Below are 13,573 nucleotides of genomic sequence, written 5' to 3'. Positions count from 1 at the left end.
CCATTTTTCGAGTTTGTGGGTCATTGCCCCCCATTTGCGAGGACAACACCCCATAAAAAATGTGTTTTGGACCCTTTCTGGACCCTCTCTGCCCCCTTTTTTTGGTCCAAGAATCTAGGACTTTAGTCCTATAAATGCGCGCTCATTGAACACCTTCTTTCGTGAAATCGCGTCTTGAATCGCTCGATCGATAGGCGAATTCGAGACCAATCGATAATAAAACAACTTCGAGTACGGCGTGTTGAGGCGATCGATCCGCCCCTCAGCCTGCTCCATAACCCGGTAGGAATAGTTCAGCGAGTAGAATACCATGGTGTCTGAAGTAGTGCAGTTCCATCCCTCGGCGCCCGAAGTATACTGCACGAGATATACCCACGACTCACCCTCGGGTACCGGATCGTGTCGATGCCCATTGTACTCCGAAACCGAGAACCCATCTTTCTCAAGACCCCACAGACGCTCGAGTTCGTAATCGAAGTTGTAGAATATCACCACGCGAGGGTGGCGCTTGAGCACATCGAGAACTGCCGCATATCTCCGGGAATCGTCATTGACGACGCGTCTGAACAGATAACACAGCCCTCCCGCGTTCTGCACAGGCTCATCCTTCCAAGGATCAAACCGAGTCTTCGAGATCCGCGAATATAGCTCCTCGTCGTATTTTACATGAATACTACGTCGAACTCGTACCGTATGTCGTTCGACCGGCATGTCAACGAGGATCTGTCTTCTGTAACGCTCAAGAACCCCTGTCTCGAGATATCGCTGGACCTGGGGGAACTTGGCGAAGTTATCGAAGACGACGTGACGACGGATGAATTCTGTTCGGTTCTTATAGAATCCGTTTGCGACAAACAGTGGAATATAGTCGAGCCATACATCTCCAGGAGTAGCGGATAGCATGATCCACCGGTTTCTCCGAGCAATTCGGATGAACGTCTTAGCCCATTTACCAGATCCGCTCGCTCGTTGTTCGTCGAATATGAAGAATGCGCCGGTGACGTTCTCCACTTTGTAGATCTCATTCCACGAGATAACATGGACATCTCCGTTCTCGTCACTTCGATCAACTCCTACTCTTGCGAATTCTAGATCCCATTCTCGGTCGTTCCTCTTCTTGGCAGTTGTCACCACATAGCACGGAATGTGGGATCTCCTGGGTACCAGCGGGATCAATCCACCCCCGCAGATCGTCATATACCAGTACGCCACCGCCGTCAGACTCTTCCCCGAGCCAACTGAACCACACAACACCTTCCCGTTCGCAAGGTTCTCCAAGGCTTCTAACTGATGCTGCCGTAGCCGCATTGTAAATCCTTCCCGGAATATTCATGCCAGTGCCCCGAACTCGTCCACGATAGCGTTCCAGTCGATTCCACGCTTCATGTAATCGATGCGCTTGCCTTTCTCCGAGTGAGTGATGAGTTCGAGATTATCGACGTGACAGTTACGGATATCGCCGTCGATGAACCACAGGTTGTGGGTATGCCGATCATAGTCGCCGACCCAAGCCTTATACACAAGAATATGGTTGTAGTACATCTTGTTGCGCTTAGTCGTTTGGTCAACGATGTTAACGACGTAGTAGGGGGTTGAGACATGCGGTTTAGGTCTCATCGTCCGGAGATATGTGTCTCCCGTAGACTCACGGTAACGGATAACGTAACCATCGTTGGTGATATAGTAGTCGGGGTGGTTAACCAAGTTGCCGATCCATCGTCCCACCATGTTGTACTCGATGAAATAGCGGTCGAATTCTTTGTTGTTCATGTTTGTGCCTTTCATAAGGGATAGTGCGCGTAGGGAGGGGCTTCAAGCCTTATGATAGACCTGAAACCCCTCCCATTGAGATTACGCGATGTCGTCCGGGAAATTCCCGATTGTGGGCCACAGCAGGCTCTTGTAATATACCGAGCTGTTACCCAGAGTTGCTGCACCGTACCAAGGATGCGCTTTGTCGTACTCGTGCAGCCGAATAAGACGCGCTTGATAGTCGATCTCGAGAAGTGGGTTGTTCTGAGGCGTTAGGATAGCGGACTGGAGGACTGGGCATTTGAACGCAACATAGCCGCTCTTCGTAAGTATCGGTTCGCTGCATTCACCACCCCCACCAACCGTTCCCATAATTCGAAACACCCACTTGCGAGGTTTCGTAGGCTCTCGCTTAGAGCGAATATGGTCAGCCTCCAACAGCGTCCACCAATTCCACTTCTCATAACGCAGTGTTTCCAATCCCGTACAACTCCTCGTGCGTAATGTTTTGAGGGAGATCCGCAGAATCTATCCGCAGCAGAACCAGACTGTCGGGATACCACACCCAATCGTTCTCGTGAGACGGTCCCTCGAAGACGAAAATCCTCTCGTTCTTGTTGGCGTTCCGGAAGGAAATAACGACTCCCTCGTCAGACATCTTGTAGTGCGGGAAACCACGGCAGACGAAGATGTCTGTAATACTCCCCGCCGACGTCTTGTTAATGAACGTATAGAATGTGGTGGGTATACGATGGGAATGCTCCTCCATCGCGCTCAGAGCTTCCATCCACTTCATTAGAGACCTTCCTCCTTGCAGAACTCGTCGAGCGAAGTCGTCTCAGAGAACTCGGGGGAGTACCGAATGAGCTTCAGCTGCCTCGGCGTCCAAGACCACGTGTGCCCCTCATCCCGAATGGTGATCGTTCGGTCTCGGTTCGCATCCTTGAGTCGGATCCCGAGCCTGCCGTTGGTCTTAAAGACCTCCGGAAGACCCTCACAGATATACGTGTTGATTAAGGGAAATATATCATCCGTGATGTCCTCGAAGATGAAGAACTTTGTCCCGAACCGCTCCTGCCTCGAGAATTCGTCCTTCATCTTTTCGTAAACGTCGTCCCACGTCATTTGTCATCACCCCATGTAATGAACTCGTCGACATTCCCGGTGTAGGAAATGGTCTTCTTCTTCCAGTTGATGTTGAGCTTCGGTCGTGTCTTCTCAATCGTGACGAGCTTTACGCCAGGATCCTTAGGCCCGATATAGATGTACTCTCCGTCGATGAAGAGATCCTCAACAGCCCACTTGTGAGTCTCGTTTGGGGCGTACCAACTGAACCTCCATCCTGTAGGATCGAGTTGTTTGAGTGAAAATGGCGAGGACGACATGAGGGTGCTTTCGTAGAGTCGGAGGTCATGACAGACGTAACAGATAATGTATTGCTCATCGTACTCTTTATAGAGTTGTTTTAGCGTCGTCACAGCCGAGTACCTCCAGACGGTCTTTGATGTGGTTGAGAACCCTCACAAGGGCTTTGACGTCGAGCTTGGACACCCCATCGCAGACATCCTTCTCGATGAAGTTGAGCGCATTCCTCGAAACGAAATGCATCCGTCCGTCCACATACTCGAGCTTCCAACCAGTATGAGGAAGGCGCATGTGGATCTGCCGGTCGCCGTTGAGGAAATAGTACGCCTCAGTCGTCTGGACGACGTAGTTGATCTCCTCGTAGATGTTATCGGGCTCACCGAGCGAGGGCGAAAGACTATTGAGAGCGTACCACTCTCGAAGGTTCGTCTCGCCTTTGATGTTGCAGGATGACAGTCTCTCGTAAGTTGTCTGGTGTGCCATAGTGTGGTGCTCCTTTGAAATATCAGTGCGTGTAGATCTGGTCGAACTCGACGACATAGACGTCGGGCCTGTCGGTATAGACACGAACCGTCGCGTCTCCGGGAAGATAGATATAGTGCTCCGGACGGACATCGTTGTGGCCCTTAAGGACAACCCAGTCGCCTGAACCGTTCCAATAGTAGTCGTGAGCGTGGAATGTCTCATTACCCCCGATGTTGATCTCGATCTCGTAAATATCACCCTTGGCGGTCTGTTCACCCCACTTCTTGATGATCTCTCTCGCCGGGTGCGCCTCCATTCGAGGTCTGTTCGGCATGAGACGATATGCTCGAACGTTGTCCCGATGGATCGGATCGAGGTAGAAGCTATCCGTTCGGAACTGAATCTCCTGCTTCCTGCCGCCGTTAGCGTATGTTCCGATGAGAATCGTGATCTCCTCATCGGTCCCGGGACCCAAGTCGACGTCCGTCACGACGAACGGATCCTCTCGCCCGTACAGACCGATCACTCGGGGGTACCAGCCGTCGTCAAGGTCGTTCTTAAGGGCTGTGTAGATCATCTCGATCATTAGAGAACCTTCTTCGTGTCGATGTAGAAGTTGTTGTCAGCTTTTTCCCATAAAGTGTTGGCGCAATAGACGAGATCCTTCTTAAGGCCATACTCCTTATCGATGAGGGTTAGTGTGACGTACTGTTGGTCGCGTATAACGGAGCTCTTCATGTCGATGACGAAGTAGTCGCGGTTTTCGATTCGCACTGACGGACTTGTCCGAGAACCATCGACGAAACCGTACGTCAGCATGATCTCCATGGTGGTGATGCGTTTGTCCTCCTCAACCTCGACAATGTCCCTACCGGACGAATCTTGGATTCCATCTCGGATCTTCGTCTTCTCGTACTTGAAGAAGAAATGCACCGGCGTCGCTGAGGGGTCATCGATTCGGACGCCATAGAGATCCACATAATTCTCGTCGTTGAAGCCGAACCGGAATATGATGTAGATCTCGTCACGCTCAGGGAACTTGATGAAACACGGCTGTCCCCAGAGTTCGATATGGTTATTTTGCTTTCTCCAGAAAACGCGAACCTCTTGCTCATTGACGTACTGAGTCATGACAGTACCCCTTGAGTCTTCGGCGCCTTAAGCGATGTGGTGTTGACGAAGTACTCCCCGTCGAGTAGATATGTACCATTATCTTCCGAGCGAGTGAGAATGGCCGCGCTAGTCAGCACGAGAATCTGGAGATTATTAGAGTGATCGCACAGAGCGCTAATAAAGACCAGCGATCGATCTCCGTCAGTGTGGATAAGTTCGCAGTTTTCGAATACGCCGAGACCGCTGACTCTCTGAAGAGTAACCGTCCGACCCACAAACTTAGCTTCTGAGAACACACGTTCAACTTGGTCCTCAATACGGTCGTTGAGCACTCGAATATTATTCTCGTCCCGAAGGATCCTCTTATCATTATCTAAAGTTACTCGCTTCACAACAAGAGTGTCTCGGTCGACCAACACGAGGTCGGTCTCGTATGTCGCCTGTTCGGTCTCCCAATCCCACCCCTCATCGTAATCATCGAGAATATAAGTCCTCGAATCGTTAGGGAGCGCTATGAGACAGCGCAGGTCTTTGTTTTCGCATTGGTCGTAGATGTGGGGGATGTCTTTAATACGTAGCATGATGTTGTCCTTTCTAAAAGAACAAGGGAGGGGCTCTCAGATCTGAAGACTCAAGAACCCCTCCCTCGAGGGTGAGGAGTCAGTTACTCCTCGTAATCGGCAGGAACCTCAGGGCCGAAGTCCTGAGCGTACTCGATGTCCAGTTCATCCTCACGGATCGTGACATACATAGTCTTGAGATATGCCTTGACGCCGTGAGCGTTCTCCATCTCCCACTGGTAAGGGTTGATGGTAAGGTCGATCTTCTCGATCTCGGTGTAATCGATCAGACTGACGGTGTCCTCGTCGATGACTGTCCGCTTACGTCCCTGGTTCGAGACGAAGACGATACGCGGAGGCTTCACACGATATGAGACCTCGACGGGGAGGTGGAACGCGGGGTCGTCATCCGGATCACGCTGCTTAAGCGCCTTGACGTTGAAGCCCATCGAACTCAGCTCATTAGCCTCGTTCTCATTCAGGAGGATCGAAAAGGTGCGCTTACCTCCCGCGGCGTTGAAGCGAGTTGGGGCTCCGGCGAAGTTACGGAAGATGATTCGGACATTGCGAAATGTGACGTCGTTCATGAGTGGTACTCCTTAGGGTTGATCTGTGAGTGTGCTGCGATATCTGAAGCGAGGTGAGCCATCCAATAAGAAGCCTTCTCGAGTTCGAAAGCGGCCTTCGATGTTTCTCGTTCGGATATGACGTTATACGCCGAAGTGTTGATTCGAGCAAGTGTTCGTTCGATCTGGCTCATCCGAGAGGACTTGTATCGATGCCCGAGTTGTAGGGGGCCGGGTCGTTCGTCTATCGTGCCCACGTCTCCATCCTTGAGTGCTCGTGGATAATATCGACAACGGCTTCCTCGATCTTCTGGATGAACCAAGCCTGCTCGCTGGCGGTTGTGGTCTTAAAGAACTCGAGTCGGATAGTAACCTCGCCCTCGTTGTGTTCCTTGTAGATGGGGCCGCCTCGCTGGCTCTCTGTGTAAATAGAGGCGTGTTTGACGATGACGAGTTTCGGCTTCGCGTCGTCAGTGGTGGTATTCTTGGGGATCATACCGTCGACAATATCGACCGCGGTAATCTCGTCGTAGTCCATCAGTTACGCTCCTCGAGGATCTTCTCAACGGCCTGCTGAAGCTCGTTCATGAGAGCATACTTCTCGTCCGAAGACATGTCGTTACGGAAACCGATCTCCAGAGTGAACTTCGCCTTTCGTTCGCCCTCGGAAACGACGTACTCCAGACTCGAGAATCCGTCAGTTGCGATGGTGTTAGACATGGTGGTATCCTTTCAAATGTGAAGACCCTATCCGCCGAGTAGCGGATATAAGGCCTGTGGTTAGGTCAGTGTCGGAATGGGGTCACTTTACCGGAGCGAACGGCGTCCAGATCCTCGGGGGTCGTGTCTTTGCACCACTGCATCAGCCACACCGCTAAGCTGTAAGACTTAGCGAGTGCGAAACCGAGCAGAATAACAAAGAGAGCGATGGAGAGGTCCTGGACGCCGCCGGGCTCGATGGTGAACATGAGGTTTCCTTTCTGTGGTGGTCACTATGCCCCATGTTCTTTTCGCGGATATCAGTGCTGAGTCACATACTCTCGGGGCTCCCGAAGGTACGCCAACAGACGATCGATATCCTCGGGCTCCATCCTCTCGATCACAGTGGCCGAAAGGACCTCGTCGTTACCGGACTGCTGAATCTGGAAAGGTGTCTTCTCAGGCATTGTCGGTTCCTACTTTATCAAGCTTTTCCATAAGTTCCTCGGCGCGCTTCTCCCACGTCGAGGCCTTGTTTCGTTCGTCCAGCGCCATGGTCATCAGGTGTCGAGCGGCCTCCTTATGTTCGCTCATCTTGGTCATGGCGTGCTCAATATCATCAAGAAGCGCCATTAGTGGTCCTTTCGTAGAGAGCCTGCTCAGCGTACGAACGGCTCGCATCGATTCCCGTCTGTAGCATACCAGCATAGAAAGCTACGATGCGGATGAACTGAGAACGATCCAGATCACCCTGTTCGACGTGGAAGACGAGATCTACACCACCGTCCTCAGTATCGCGAACGATGATGTCGGGTGTGTGGTCAATGGGTGCACTCATTTGCGTACTCTCTTCGGGATGTTGTATTCGTCGATTAGGGCGTCTAGGAAATCGCACAGATCCTCGTTCATCCTGTCGATGATCTCGCGGTTTCGAACTTTAGGGATGGTGATCTCGAGTGTGTAGCCGTTGGTGGATCCCCCAAGGGGGAGAACCCGAGATTTGACTCTCAGAATCCTCCCCCGGGAATTTTTGATCCAACGACGAGCAAAGGTCTCAGCTTCCGGTTGAGCCTCGTCATCGTCACCGATCTCCGCCAGAATATCTTCGGCAGACTTTGTCAGTTTCACCGCCGACGCATCTCCCGAACGAAGATCCAGATGAGCCACAAGCCGCTGGTGATGATGGTCATGAAGACATCGAAGATGAAGCTGATGATACCATAGTGTCGTCGCATGATAGTGTCCTTTCTAGAATGTTGAAATATAGGTCAGGTGCGGTTGACTCGCCCGCAAGCAGCGTCCTGGACCCAGATGTGGTACCAACCCCAACCGATGTGAACCCAAATCCAGCGTCCGCACATAATATGCCTCCTTAGGCAGCTTTGACGAACTCTTCGAAGTCGCCAAACTTGTTGATGGTCTCCACAGCATTATCGACCAAATGCCGTGCGTATGTCTTATCGATCCATTCAGGCTTGTTCGCCTTCTCGATAAGAGTTGCGTCCTCCCACTTGTACCCCTTGGTACCCGTGACGTCCGCGTAGGTCTCGGTCTTCTCGTTGTACCGCTTCAAGGCTCCGCCAGGAATACCCGGCTCGTCCTTCACAGGAACGAACAGACCGACACGTCCGATGAAACTGAAGTGAGATCGTTCGGGATCCTCGCGCTGAATATACATCTTCGAGGTGACCGACTTGGCCTCACAGTAGTCTCTGAACGTGAGCTCCTCGTGTGAGAAGAGCTGTTTGAATACCACTGGGTGTTGGAACTGTGCACCAGTGGCAGTCCACCCACCGTCTTTATACTTCGCAATATAAACGGCGTCGTTGACGAGACACATACGTTCGTACGTCGCTTCGTGCTCGAAGTCGTACCCGTACTTCTTGCCGAACTCGATGACCTCCTGAATAATCTCGGGAGTGGCATCGGGGATCTTGATAGAGTCCGTCTTGATATGGGCGACAATAAAACCCTTGCTCTCGACAAACTCCATGAGGTCGATCATGAACAAAGCACCGCGCTTCGCCACGATGTTGTCTACGTTCCTCGGGTCGCGGAACGCGTTCGGGAACTTCGCAGCCGTCAGACCATAAACGCTATTGATAACAATCTTCAGCGAGTTGGCCAAGGCGACGTGGTCCACACCTTCCTCGAGAAATGCCCGCAAGACGCCTCCCAGAAGAGTCTTTGCGGTCTCGTCATCTCCTCGCTTGATAGCGATACGAGCCTGCTTAATCTCCGAGTACCGCTTGGTGTATTCGTCTCCGAATAGGTTAAGCGCTTCGATCGAACTGGGATGCATACTGGAGACGTCGAGGAGGGCGACGTTATAGTAAATTCCCGGCTTGGCTCTGACGAGACCGCCCTCTCCAGTGGTAATTCCTTTGTAAGTGGACTCCATCCCGATGATGCGGCCATCGTCATTCACCTTCTGCTTGTACTCGTATCCGGGGAAGTCCTTACTCAGATCGGTATATACGAACTGACTCTGAGGATGGCGATTCGTTCCGAATACGATTCGAGTGGTGTGCGCGTTCGTCGAGGAGTTGATAGGCAGTCCCGAAATCTTAGCCAAGATCTCTCGAGCAACCCAGTCTTCATGACGAGCATCGAAGACGGCCTCGGTAGCGATCACATCGTTATCACAGTACTCCGCGACTTCGAGCCACTTATCCTCGGGAACCGGTTCATCCCAAGGATAATCAAGCTCTCGGTGGACCAGACCAAGCTCAATCTCCCACTTCTTGAGAGACTGCTTCTTAGATGAGAAATCGTAGATATCCGCATAGCTGAGATTGTATGCCTCCGCGAACATCGCATCCTTCTCACCGTTGATGATCTTCTGACTCAGCAGAAACAACTCGTAGTTGTCATAACCCAACATCCTCGCGTGGAGAATATGGTTGTCGTAACGACGATTGTTGTACCCGATTAACTTGAACTTGAGGAGAGGTTCAAGATCGTCTGCGATCGGGTTGATCATACGATTAACTCGCTTTGATCCTCGGACCTTCCAGTTAACCAGGAATAGGTTCGGGAAGACCTCGACGTCGAAGAAGACGATATCTCCGTCAGGATCTTTGCGCTTCTCGGCGACGATCTCACGCATCTCGTCCTCGTTCTTCTTGCCGCAGAAATGCATCTGCTCAACAAGCTTGAGGCAGTACTCAGACTGGTTGGTCGAGTTCGAGGCGAAGCGAATGATCGTAGGCTTCATCACTCGAAGGTCGTAATCCATCCCTTGCTCGTACGCATCGTCGAGGACTTTCTTAATGAAGTCCATAGACGGTCTAGTTGCAGGGTGGATCTCCTTCTTGAGGTTTCGAACAATAAGATCCCTGAGGGTCTTATCGTTCTTCATGACCTGAACGTCGATCACTTTCTTCTCCCTGAGTGGTAGTCCTTCGGAGATGTGAGCAACAGGTAAGTCGTTACAGTACGACAGGCGTCGTCTAAGGCTCGCTTTTCCTGTAAATACTTTGACTTCGATGTTGTCGTCATACATAGCCGAGAGCTCGCTCGCATCACCTTCATAGATGTAGTGTAGATGAATGCCGCTACCGCCCTTACTATACTCAGCGTAAGTAGGAGGCCATTTAGAAGCAGCCTCGAGGTTGCGCTCCTTGCTTTTCTCGCCATCGACCTTAAGATCAAAATCGATGACGATATGATTCTGCGGGGGGCGTACATAATGTTCTTTACTCGTATCGATGTCTTCGAGTGTGGTGTCCACGTCGTCCCATCGGCGAGAAGGAACTCCATCCCGAGAATACTGAGCAGGACAGTCAGATAGCACACTATCGAGTAAAGAAGCAGATTTGTCAAGTACAAGATGATACTCCTTTTTGGGTTCTGCTTTCAGCTCGGTGATATTGAACAGCTCGAACTTGATAGATCGGTAGAAGTTTTTGATCTTCGTTCCGTTGTCAGTTCGAGATTGCGATTTGAATTCGTTGAAGAAAGCCTTGAACTCGTCCTTAAACTTGTTCTTAGGCATCCGGTTAATGTTGCTCTCTTCGCAGTACTCACGGTACTGGGCATAAGCGCTCTGTAGAGAAATACCGCCATCGAACTCGTCAAGGTTCCCCTCAACAAAGGCATACAAGAAGTTGGTCTTGTACATCATCGACAACGGTTTGTATGCATCGTAGTAGTGAGGTCCATAATGTTTGTAGACCTCGATGCAATGTGTAGCCATCTCACCCAGGTGGTCGTAAATATCCCTCACAAGAGCGTCGTACTCGCCGTGGGGGATCCTGTTGCCACTCGGACAGATATCAACAAGCCTTCGGATGAGACCAGACTTGGTGTCTGTAATATGGATCGGCGAGTTCGTGCCCATGAAGATCATGCAGTCGAACTTCATCTCATACGCGGACTTGAACTTCTCGTCCATAGGCATCTTCTCGTGCGCGATAAGACTATTGAGCATAGTGTTGTCGGCAATACGAGACAGGTTACCATCATGTTCAATAGCAACGAGAGGGTTCGTGGCAAGAGGTGCAAGAGCGAACCGGTTGGTCCCGCTAGCCAGCGCCTGAGATTTGAATGCCGCGGTATATCCGTCGAACAGTCTCTCGATGATATTGATGATCGTCGACTTACCCGAACCACCCTCGCCGTAGAAAACGAAGAACTTCTGGATCCACTTCGAGTCGCCCTCGAATATAGATCCGATAGCCCACTCAATCTTGCGTCGGTTCTCCTCGTCATACAAGGTAGAAACCAACCGATCCCAGCTCTCGGTCGGACCAGACTTCAGAGAATATGGAAGTCTCTTACTCGCGTAGTCCTCGCGGCGAGGTTTATCGTCCGCAAAGACCAGTTTCCGATCCAGTTGGATATGGGAGTCAGGTAGGTTCTTAATCCACCGACGGTAGATCGTCCAGCTCTGAGAGTTGTAGGTGCTCATCAATGACATGTTGAGATCGCCTGACAACTTACCTTGCTGCTCCGAATATAGCCTCTGAAGCTCCTCATCGACGAGCTCCTGAAGGTCATACTCCTCAGTCGACCAGAGACCCTTGCGCGGATCCCAAACAGCATAGAAGTCGCCACCTCGGACCATGACGTCGTTCATACGACCGACGCGGAACGATGGGGTCACCCGCCACTCGTTCTTTTTGCCCTGTTGGACTGTCGCTTTCACGAAATCCATCGCGGCTCCTTTCTGCTAAAGATTGTACACCGCCCGGATCCAGTAGTTCGCCTGGCTCCACATATCGAGAGCCTGACGATTGAGCCCCTCACCGTGAAGTTCGGGGAACCTGGAAATATCCGCGTCGGTGATGGGGAAGAACGAACGTCGTCCGTCCATGAGCTCGTCCAGTAGATTCTTCACCTCATCCCGGGGCTGCCCAGCCGGGTCGTTCAGGATTTCATCCGTAAACGCTTCGAGGTTCGCGTTCTGAAGCATCGTCCAGAACCATTCTACCGGATTCGAGATCAAGTCGGATAGACGTTCGCTAAGCACAACGAGAACCTCAAGAAGTGAGATCTCCCCCTCGATCCATGATTGGGGTACATCACGCTGAGTCTCGTACGCAAAGGTCTCACGCATGTACTGCGCATAACCAACCTGGTTGTCGTCCATCACATGCCAGACGACAAACTGTGTCTTGAATAGGATCTCGAGAAGAACCCAATGAGTCTTCGCAAGATTCTTAGTGAAACGGTCCATACCCGTCTTCACAACGAGCCACTCGAAATATGCCTCAGTCAAGGGTCTTCACCCGATTCATGGGGATCGACTGTGACTCCAGATACTCCTCGAGGCCTTCGTTGTGGAAGAAGAGCTGAATATCAGTCTCCTCGCGGTAGTTTCGGAGGTACTTCACGCTTCGTGTGGGGTCGACATCATAATCGACCATATCGTCCATAGCGTCTTCGATGAGAGCCTTGACCCGAACATCGGGCACGATACTCTCGTCGTCCGCCATATACACAAGGTTGTCTCCGGCCAGATAGTGGAGCTCGTAGCAGGGGAAGTCCGCCCAACCGCGCCAGAAGCTTTCCTCGGTCACTCGGATGATGGGCAACTCGTGCTGCTCGTAACCCAGGTACATCTTCATGACAGCCTGGGCCTCGTTGTCGAACGTATATGCGTCGACTGCGACACCCTGCTCCATGTCATCTACAGGTGCAACATCCTCGAACTCGGGAGGGTTGGTCCACAGAGAACCGCGCTGCTGATCCTGCATAGCCTCGTACTCCTCGCCGGGCTTAGGGCGACCGAGCATATCAGTGTGCTTCGATTTGACAGGTTTGATGTCCTCGCCCTTCTGAACACGCTCAGTCTCGATCTTGAGCTTCGTCTGGTAATAGTGACGAATAGCCTCGACTTCTTGGGACAGACGCTCCTCGGCATTCTTATCTGCGAAATACCGAGCGCTGAGAACGCCTATCAGAGCACCGACCGCAAAGGCCAGCGCCACCTTTACGGTGGTTTGCATGGTTGTGTCCTTTCTTAAGAGTTTCTAAATATCAGATGAGATCCCAGATGACACCCTGGACGTTGGGGTCGATAATCCAGGATCGGTAAACTTCGGTCGAGTCTGAATCGCCGACCAGATCATCGATGTAGTCACCGATGCGAAGATCAATGTAATTATCGCCGTTGCGGTCGTAGGTCCAGCCAACCACAGCACCAGCAGGAGTACGACTGATACCAAAGGCATCGTAAACCTCATTGAGGAATACGTGTCCTCGGGCCACGAGGCGATCGTTGAAATATGCCTGGGTAGTTGAGAGCATGAGTTCATCGTGCTCCTTAGAGCCCTCCCAGTCCTCGCAACCGGGGCCATAAACCCGAGCATAAGGGGAGAGGCCTTCGATATCGATCCGATGAGGCTTAATACCCATCGCCTTGAGATCCTCGAGATCCTTGACGATGGGCGGGACATCACCTGCCTCCTCAGGAGAAATATCCTCCTGAGACTTCTCGTTCACCCACTTCTGCATCTTTTTGACGCCCTCAGAACCGAAGACCTCGGCAACGCCGGACTTGTAGTTCTTGAAGGCACGATCGACAGCAGAATATGCCGCGAGGAGGCC

General features: G+C 51.7%; 20 protein-coding genes. All 20 read right to left on the bottom strand.

Going from position 1 to position 13,573, the window contains the following annotated elements:
• Nucleotides 1-114: 114 nt before the first annotated feature.
• Nucleotides 115-1,308: a hypothetical protein gene (locus RWR81_RS06210; RefSeq protein ID WP_314455957.1), complete on the bottom strand. Its 1,194-nt coding sequence runs from the start codon at nucleotides 1,306-1,308 to the stop codon at nucleotides 115-117.
• A gap of 21 nt (nucleotides 1,309-1,329) precedes the next feature.
• The gene (locus RWR81_RS06205) at nucleotides 1,330-1,770 is read right to left on the bottom strand and encodes an HNH endonuclease (RefSeq protein WP_314455956.1); all 441 of its coding nucleotides are present in this window, start codon (nucleotides 1,768-1,770) and stop codon (nucleotides 1,330-1,332) included.
• 442 nt (nucleotides 1,771-2,212) lie between these two features.
• A complete protein-coding gene (locus RWR81_RS06200) occupies nucleotides 2,213-2,548 on the bottom strand; it encodes a hypothetical protein (RefSeq protein ID WP_314455955.1) in 336 nt (111 codons plus the stop codon).
• A complete protein-coding gene (locus RWR81_RS06195; RefSeq protein WP_314455954.1) occupies nucleotides 2,548-2,877 on the bottom strand; it encodes a hypothetical protein in 330 nt (109 codons plus the stop codon). Before RWR81_RS06195 ends, RWR81_RS06200 begins: the two co-directional genes overlap by 1 nt.
• The gene (locus tag RWR81_RS06190; RefSeq protein WP_314455953.1) at nucleotides 2,874-3,230 is read right to left on the bottom strand and encodes a hypothetical protein; all 357 of its coding nucleotides are present in this window, start codon (nucleotides 3,228-3,230) and stop codon (nucleotides 2,874-2,876) included. Before RWR81_RS06190 ends, RWR81_RS06195 begins: the two co-directional genes overlap by 4 nt.
• Nucleotides 3,205-3,600 carry a hypothetical protein gene (locus RWR81_RS06185; protein WP_314455951.1) on the bottom strand — a complete coding sequence of 132 codons (396 nt, stop codon included), beginning with the start codon at nucleotides 3,598-3,600 and terminating at the stop codon, nucleotides 3,205-3,207. Before RWR81_RS06185 ends, RWR81_RS06190 begins: the two co-directional genes overlap by 26 nt.
• A gap of 22 nt (nucleotides 3,601-3,622) precedes the next feature.
• Nucleotides 3,623-4,168 carry a hypothetical protein gene (locus RWR81_RS06180; RefSeq protein WP_314455950.1) on the bottom strand — a complete coding sequence of 182 codons (546 nt, stop codon included), beginning with the start codon at nucleotides 4,166-4,168 and terminating at the stop codon, nucleotides 3,623-3,625.
• Nucleotides 4,168-4,713, bottom strand: coding sequence for a hypothetical protein (locus tag RWR81_RS06175; protein ID WP_314455948.1), 546 nt, complete (start codon nucleotides 4,711-4,713; stop codon nucleotides 4,168-4,170). Before RWR81_RS06175 ends, RWR81_RS06180 begins: the two co-directional genes overlap by 1 nt.
• Complete coding sequence (locus RWR81_RS06170; RefSeq protein ID WP_314455946.1) at nucleotides 4,710-5,276, bottom strand: hypothetical protein; 567 nt, start codon at nucleotides 5,274-5,276, stop codon at nucleotides 4,710-4,712. The genes RWR81_RS06175 and RWR81_RS06170 overlap by 4 nt, the downstream gene beginning before the upstream one ends.
• An 83-nt stretch (nucleotides 5,277-5,359) precedes the next feature.
• Nucleotides 5,360-5,842 carry a hypothetical protein gene (locus RWR81_RS06165; RefSeq protein WP_314455944.1) on the bottom strand — a complete coding sequence of 161 codons (483 nt, stop codon included), beginning with the start codon at nucleotides 5,840-5,842 and terminating at the stop codon, nucleotides 5,360-5,362.
• Nucleotides 5,843-6,065: 223 nt separating this feature from the next.
• Complete coding sequence (locus RWR81_RS06160; protein WP_314455942.1) at nucleotides 6,066-6,359, bottom strand: hypothetical protein; 294 nt, start codon at nucleotides 6,357-6,359, stop codon at nucleotides 6,066-6,068.
• Complete coding sequence (locus RWR81_RS06155; protein WP_314455940.1) at nucleotides 6,359-6,541, bottom strand: hypothetical protein; 183 nt, start codon at nucleotides 6,539-6,541, stop codon at nucleotides 6,359-6,361. Before RWR81_RS06155 ends, RWR81_RS06160 begins: the two co-directional genes overlap by 1 nt.
• A gap of 65 nt (nucleotides 6,542-6,606) precedes the next feature.
• Nucleotides 6,607-6,789 (bottom strand): hypothetical protein, encoded by a 183-nt coding sequence (locus tag RWR81_RS06150; RefSeq protein WP_314455939.1) that lies wholly within the window; start codon nucleotides 6,787-6,789, stop codon nucleotides 6,607-6,609.
• Nucleotides 6,790-6,979: 190 nt separating this feature from the next.
• Nucleotides 6,980-7,153 (bottom strand): hypothetical protein, encoded by a 174-nt coding sequence (locus tag RWR81_RS06145; RefSeq protein ID WP_314455937.1) that lies wholly within the window; start codon nucleotides 7,151-7,153, stop codon nucleotides 6,980-6,982.
• A complete protein-coding gene (locus tag RWR81_RS06140; RefSeq protein ID WP_314455932.1) occupies nucleotides 7,140-7,358 on the bottom strand; it encodes a hypothetical protein in 219 nt (72 codons plus the stop codon). Before RWR81_RS06140 ends, RWR81_RS06145 begins: the two co-directional genes overlap by 14 nt.
• Nucleotides 7,355-7,648, bottom strand: a complete 294-nt coding sequence (locus tag RWR81_RS06135) for a hypothetical protein (protein ID WP_314455930.1) — start codon at nucleotides 7,646-7,648, stop codon at nucleotides 7,355-7,357. The genes RWR81_RS06140 and RWR81_RS06135 overlap by 4 nt, the downstream gene beginning before the upstream one ends.
• A gap of 244 nt (nucleotides 7,649-7,892) precedes the next feature.
• Nucleotides 7,893-11,678 carry a DUF5906 domain-containing protein gene (locus RWR81_RS06130; protein ID WP_314455927.1) on the bottom strand — a complete coding sequence of 1,262 codons (3,786 nt, stop codon included), beginning with the start codon at nucleotides 11,676-11,678 and terminating at the stop codon, nucleotides 7,893-7,895.
• 15 nt (nucleotides 11,679-11,693) lie between these two features.
• The gene (locus RWR81_RS06125) at nucleotides 11,694-12,242 is read right to left on the bottom strand and encodes a hypothetical protein (protein WP_314455925.1); all 549 of its coding nucleotides are present in this window, start codon (nucleotides 12,240-12,242) and stop codon (nucleotides 11,694-11,696) included.
• On the bottom strand, nucleotides 12,235-12,972 hold the full coding sequence (locus tag RWR81_RS06120; RefSeq protein ID WP_314455923.1) for a hypothetical protein: 738 nt from the start codon (nucleotides 12,970-12,972) through the stop codon (nucleotides 12,235-12,237). Before RWR81_RS06120 ends, RWR81_RS06125 begins: the two co-directional genes overlap by 8 nt.
• A 31-nt stretch (nucleotides 12,973-13,003) precedes the next feature.
• The coding region (locus RWR81_RS06115; protein WP_314455921.1) for a DUF6353 family protein at nucleotides 13,004-13,573 on the bottom strand (570 nt) is incomplete at its 5' end.

Origin of the sequence: uncultured Actinomyces sp., from assembly GCF_963526355.1 — a bacterium.
GTDB lineage: Bacteria > Actinomycetota > Actinomycetes > Actinomycetales > Actinomycetaceae > Actinomyces.
This window is presented reverse-complemented; position numbering and strand designations above follow the sequence as displayed.

Bases quoted from the DNA above. Each gene is read 5' to 3' on its own strand.
- RWR81_RS06210 (WP_314455957.1), bottom strand. From the start codon at position 1,308: ATGCGGCTACGGCAGCATCAGTTAGAAGCCTTGGAGAACCTTGCGAAC.
- RWR81_RS06205 (WP_314455956.1), bottom strand. From the start codon at position 1,770: ATGAACAACAAAGAATTCGACCGCTATTTCATCGAGTACAACATGGTG.
- RWR81_RS06200 (WP_314455955.1), bottom strand. From the start codon at position 2,548: ATGAAGTGGATGGAAGCTCTGAGCGCGATGGAGGAGCATTCCCATCGT.
- RWR81_RS06195 (WP_314455954.1), bottom strand. From the start codon at position 2,877: ATGACGTGGGACGACGTTTACGAAAAGATGAAGGACGAATTCTCGAGG.
- RWR81_RS06185 (WP_314455951.1), bottom strand. From the start codon at position 3,600: ATGGCACACCAGACAACTTACGAGAGACTGTCATCCTGCAACATCAAA.
- RWR81_RS06180 (WP_314455950.1), bottom strand. From the start codon at position 4,168: ATGATCGAGATGATCTACACAGCCCTTAAGAACGACCTTGACGACGGC.
- RWR81_RS06175 (WP_314455948.1), bottom strand. From the start codon at position 4,713: ATGACTCAGTACGTCAATGAGCAAGAGGTTCGCGTTTTCTGGAGAAAG.
- RWR81_RS06170 (WP_314455946.1), bottom strand. From the start codon at position 5,276: ATGCTACGTATTAAAGACATCCCCCACATCTACGACCAATGCGAAAAC.
- RWR81_RS06165 (WP_314455944.1), bottom strand. From the start codon at position 5,842: ATGAACGACGTCACATTTCGCAATGTCCGAATCATCTTCCGTAACTTC.
- RWR81_RS06160 (WP_314455942.1), bottom strand. From the start codon at position 6,359: ATGGACTACGACGAGATTACCGCGGTCGATATTGTCGACGGTATGATC.
- RWR81_RS06155 (WP_314455940.1), bottom strand. From the start codon at position 6,541: ATGTCTAACACCATCGCAACTGACGGATTCTCGAGTCTGGAGTACGTC.
- RWR81_RS06150 (WP_314455939.1), bottom strand. From the start codon at position 6,789: ATGTTCACCATCGAGCCCGGCGGCGTCCAGGACCTCTCCATCGCTCTC.
- RWR81_RS06145 (WP_314455937.1), bottom strand. From the start codon at position 7,153: ATGGCGCTTCTTGATGATATTGAGCACGCCATGACCAAGATGAGCGAA.
- RWR81_RS06140 (WP_314455932.1), bottom strand. From the start codon at position 7,358: ATGAGTGCACCCATTGACCACACACCCGACATCATCGTTCGCGATACT.
- RWR81_RS06130 (WP_314455927.1), bottom strand. From the start codon at position 11,678: ATGGATTTCGTGAAAGCGACAGTCCAACAGGGCAAAAAGAACGAGTGG.
- RWR81_RS06120 (WP_314455923.1), bottom strand. From the start codon at position 12,972: ATGCAAACCACCGTAAAGGTGGCGCTGGCCTTTGCGGTCGGTGCTCTG.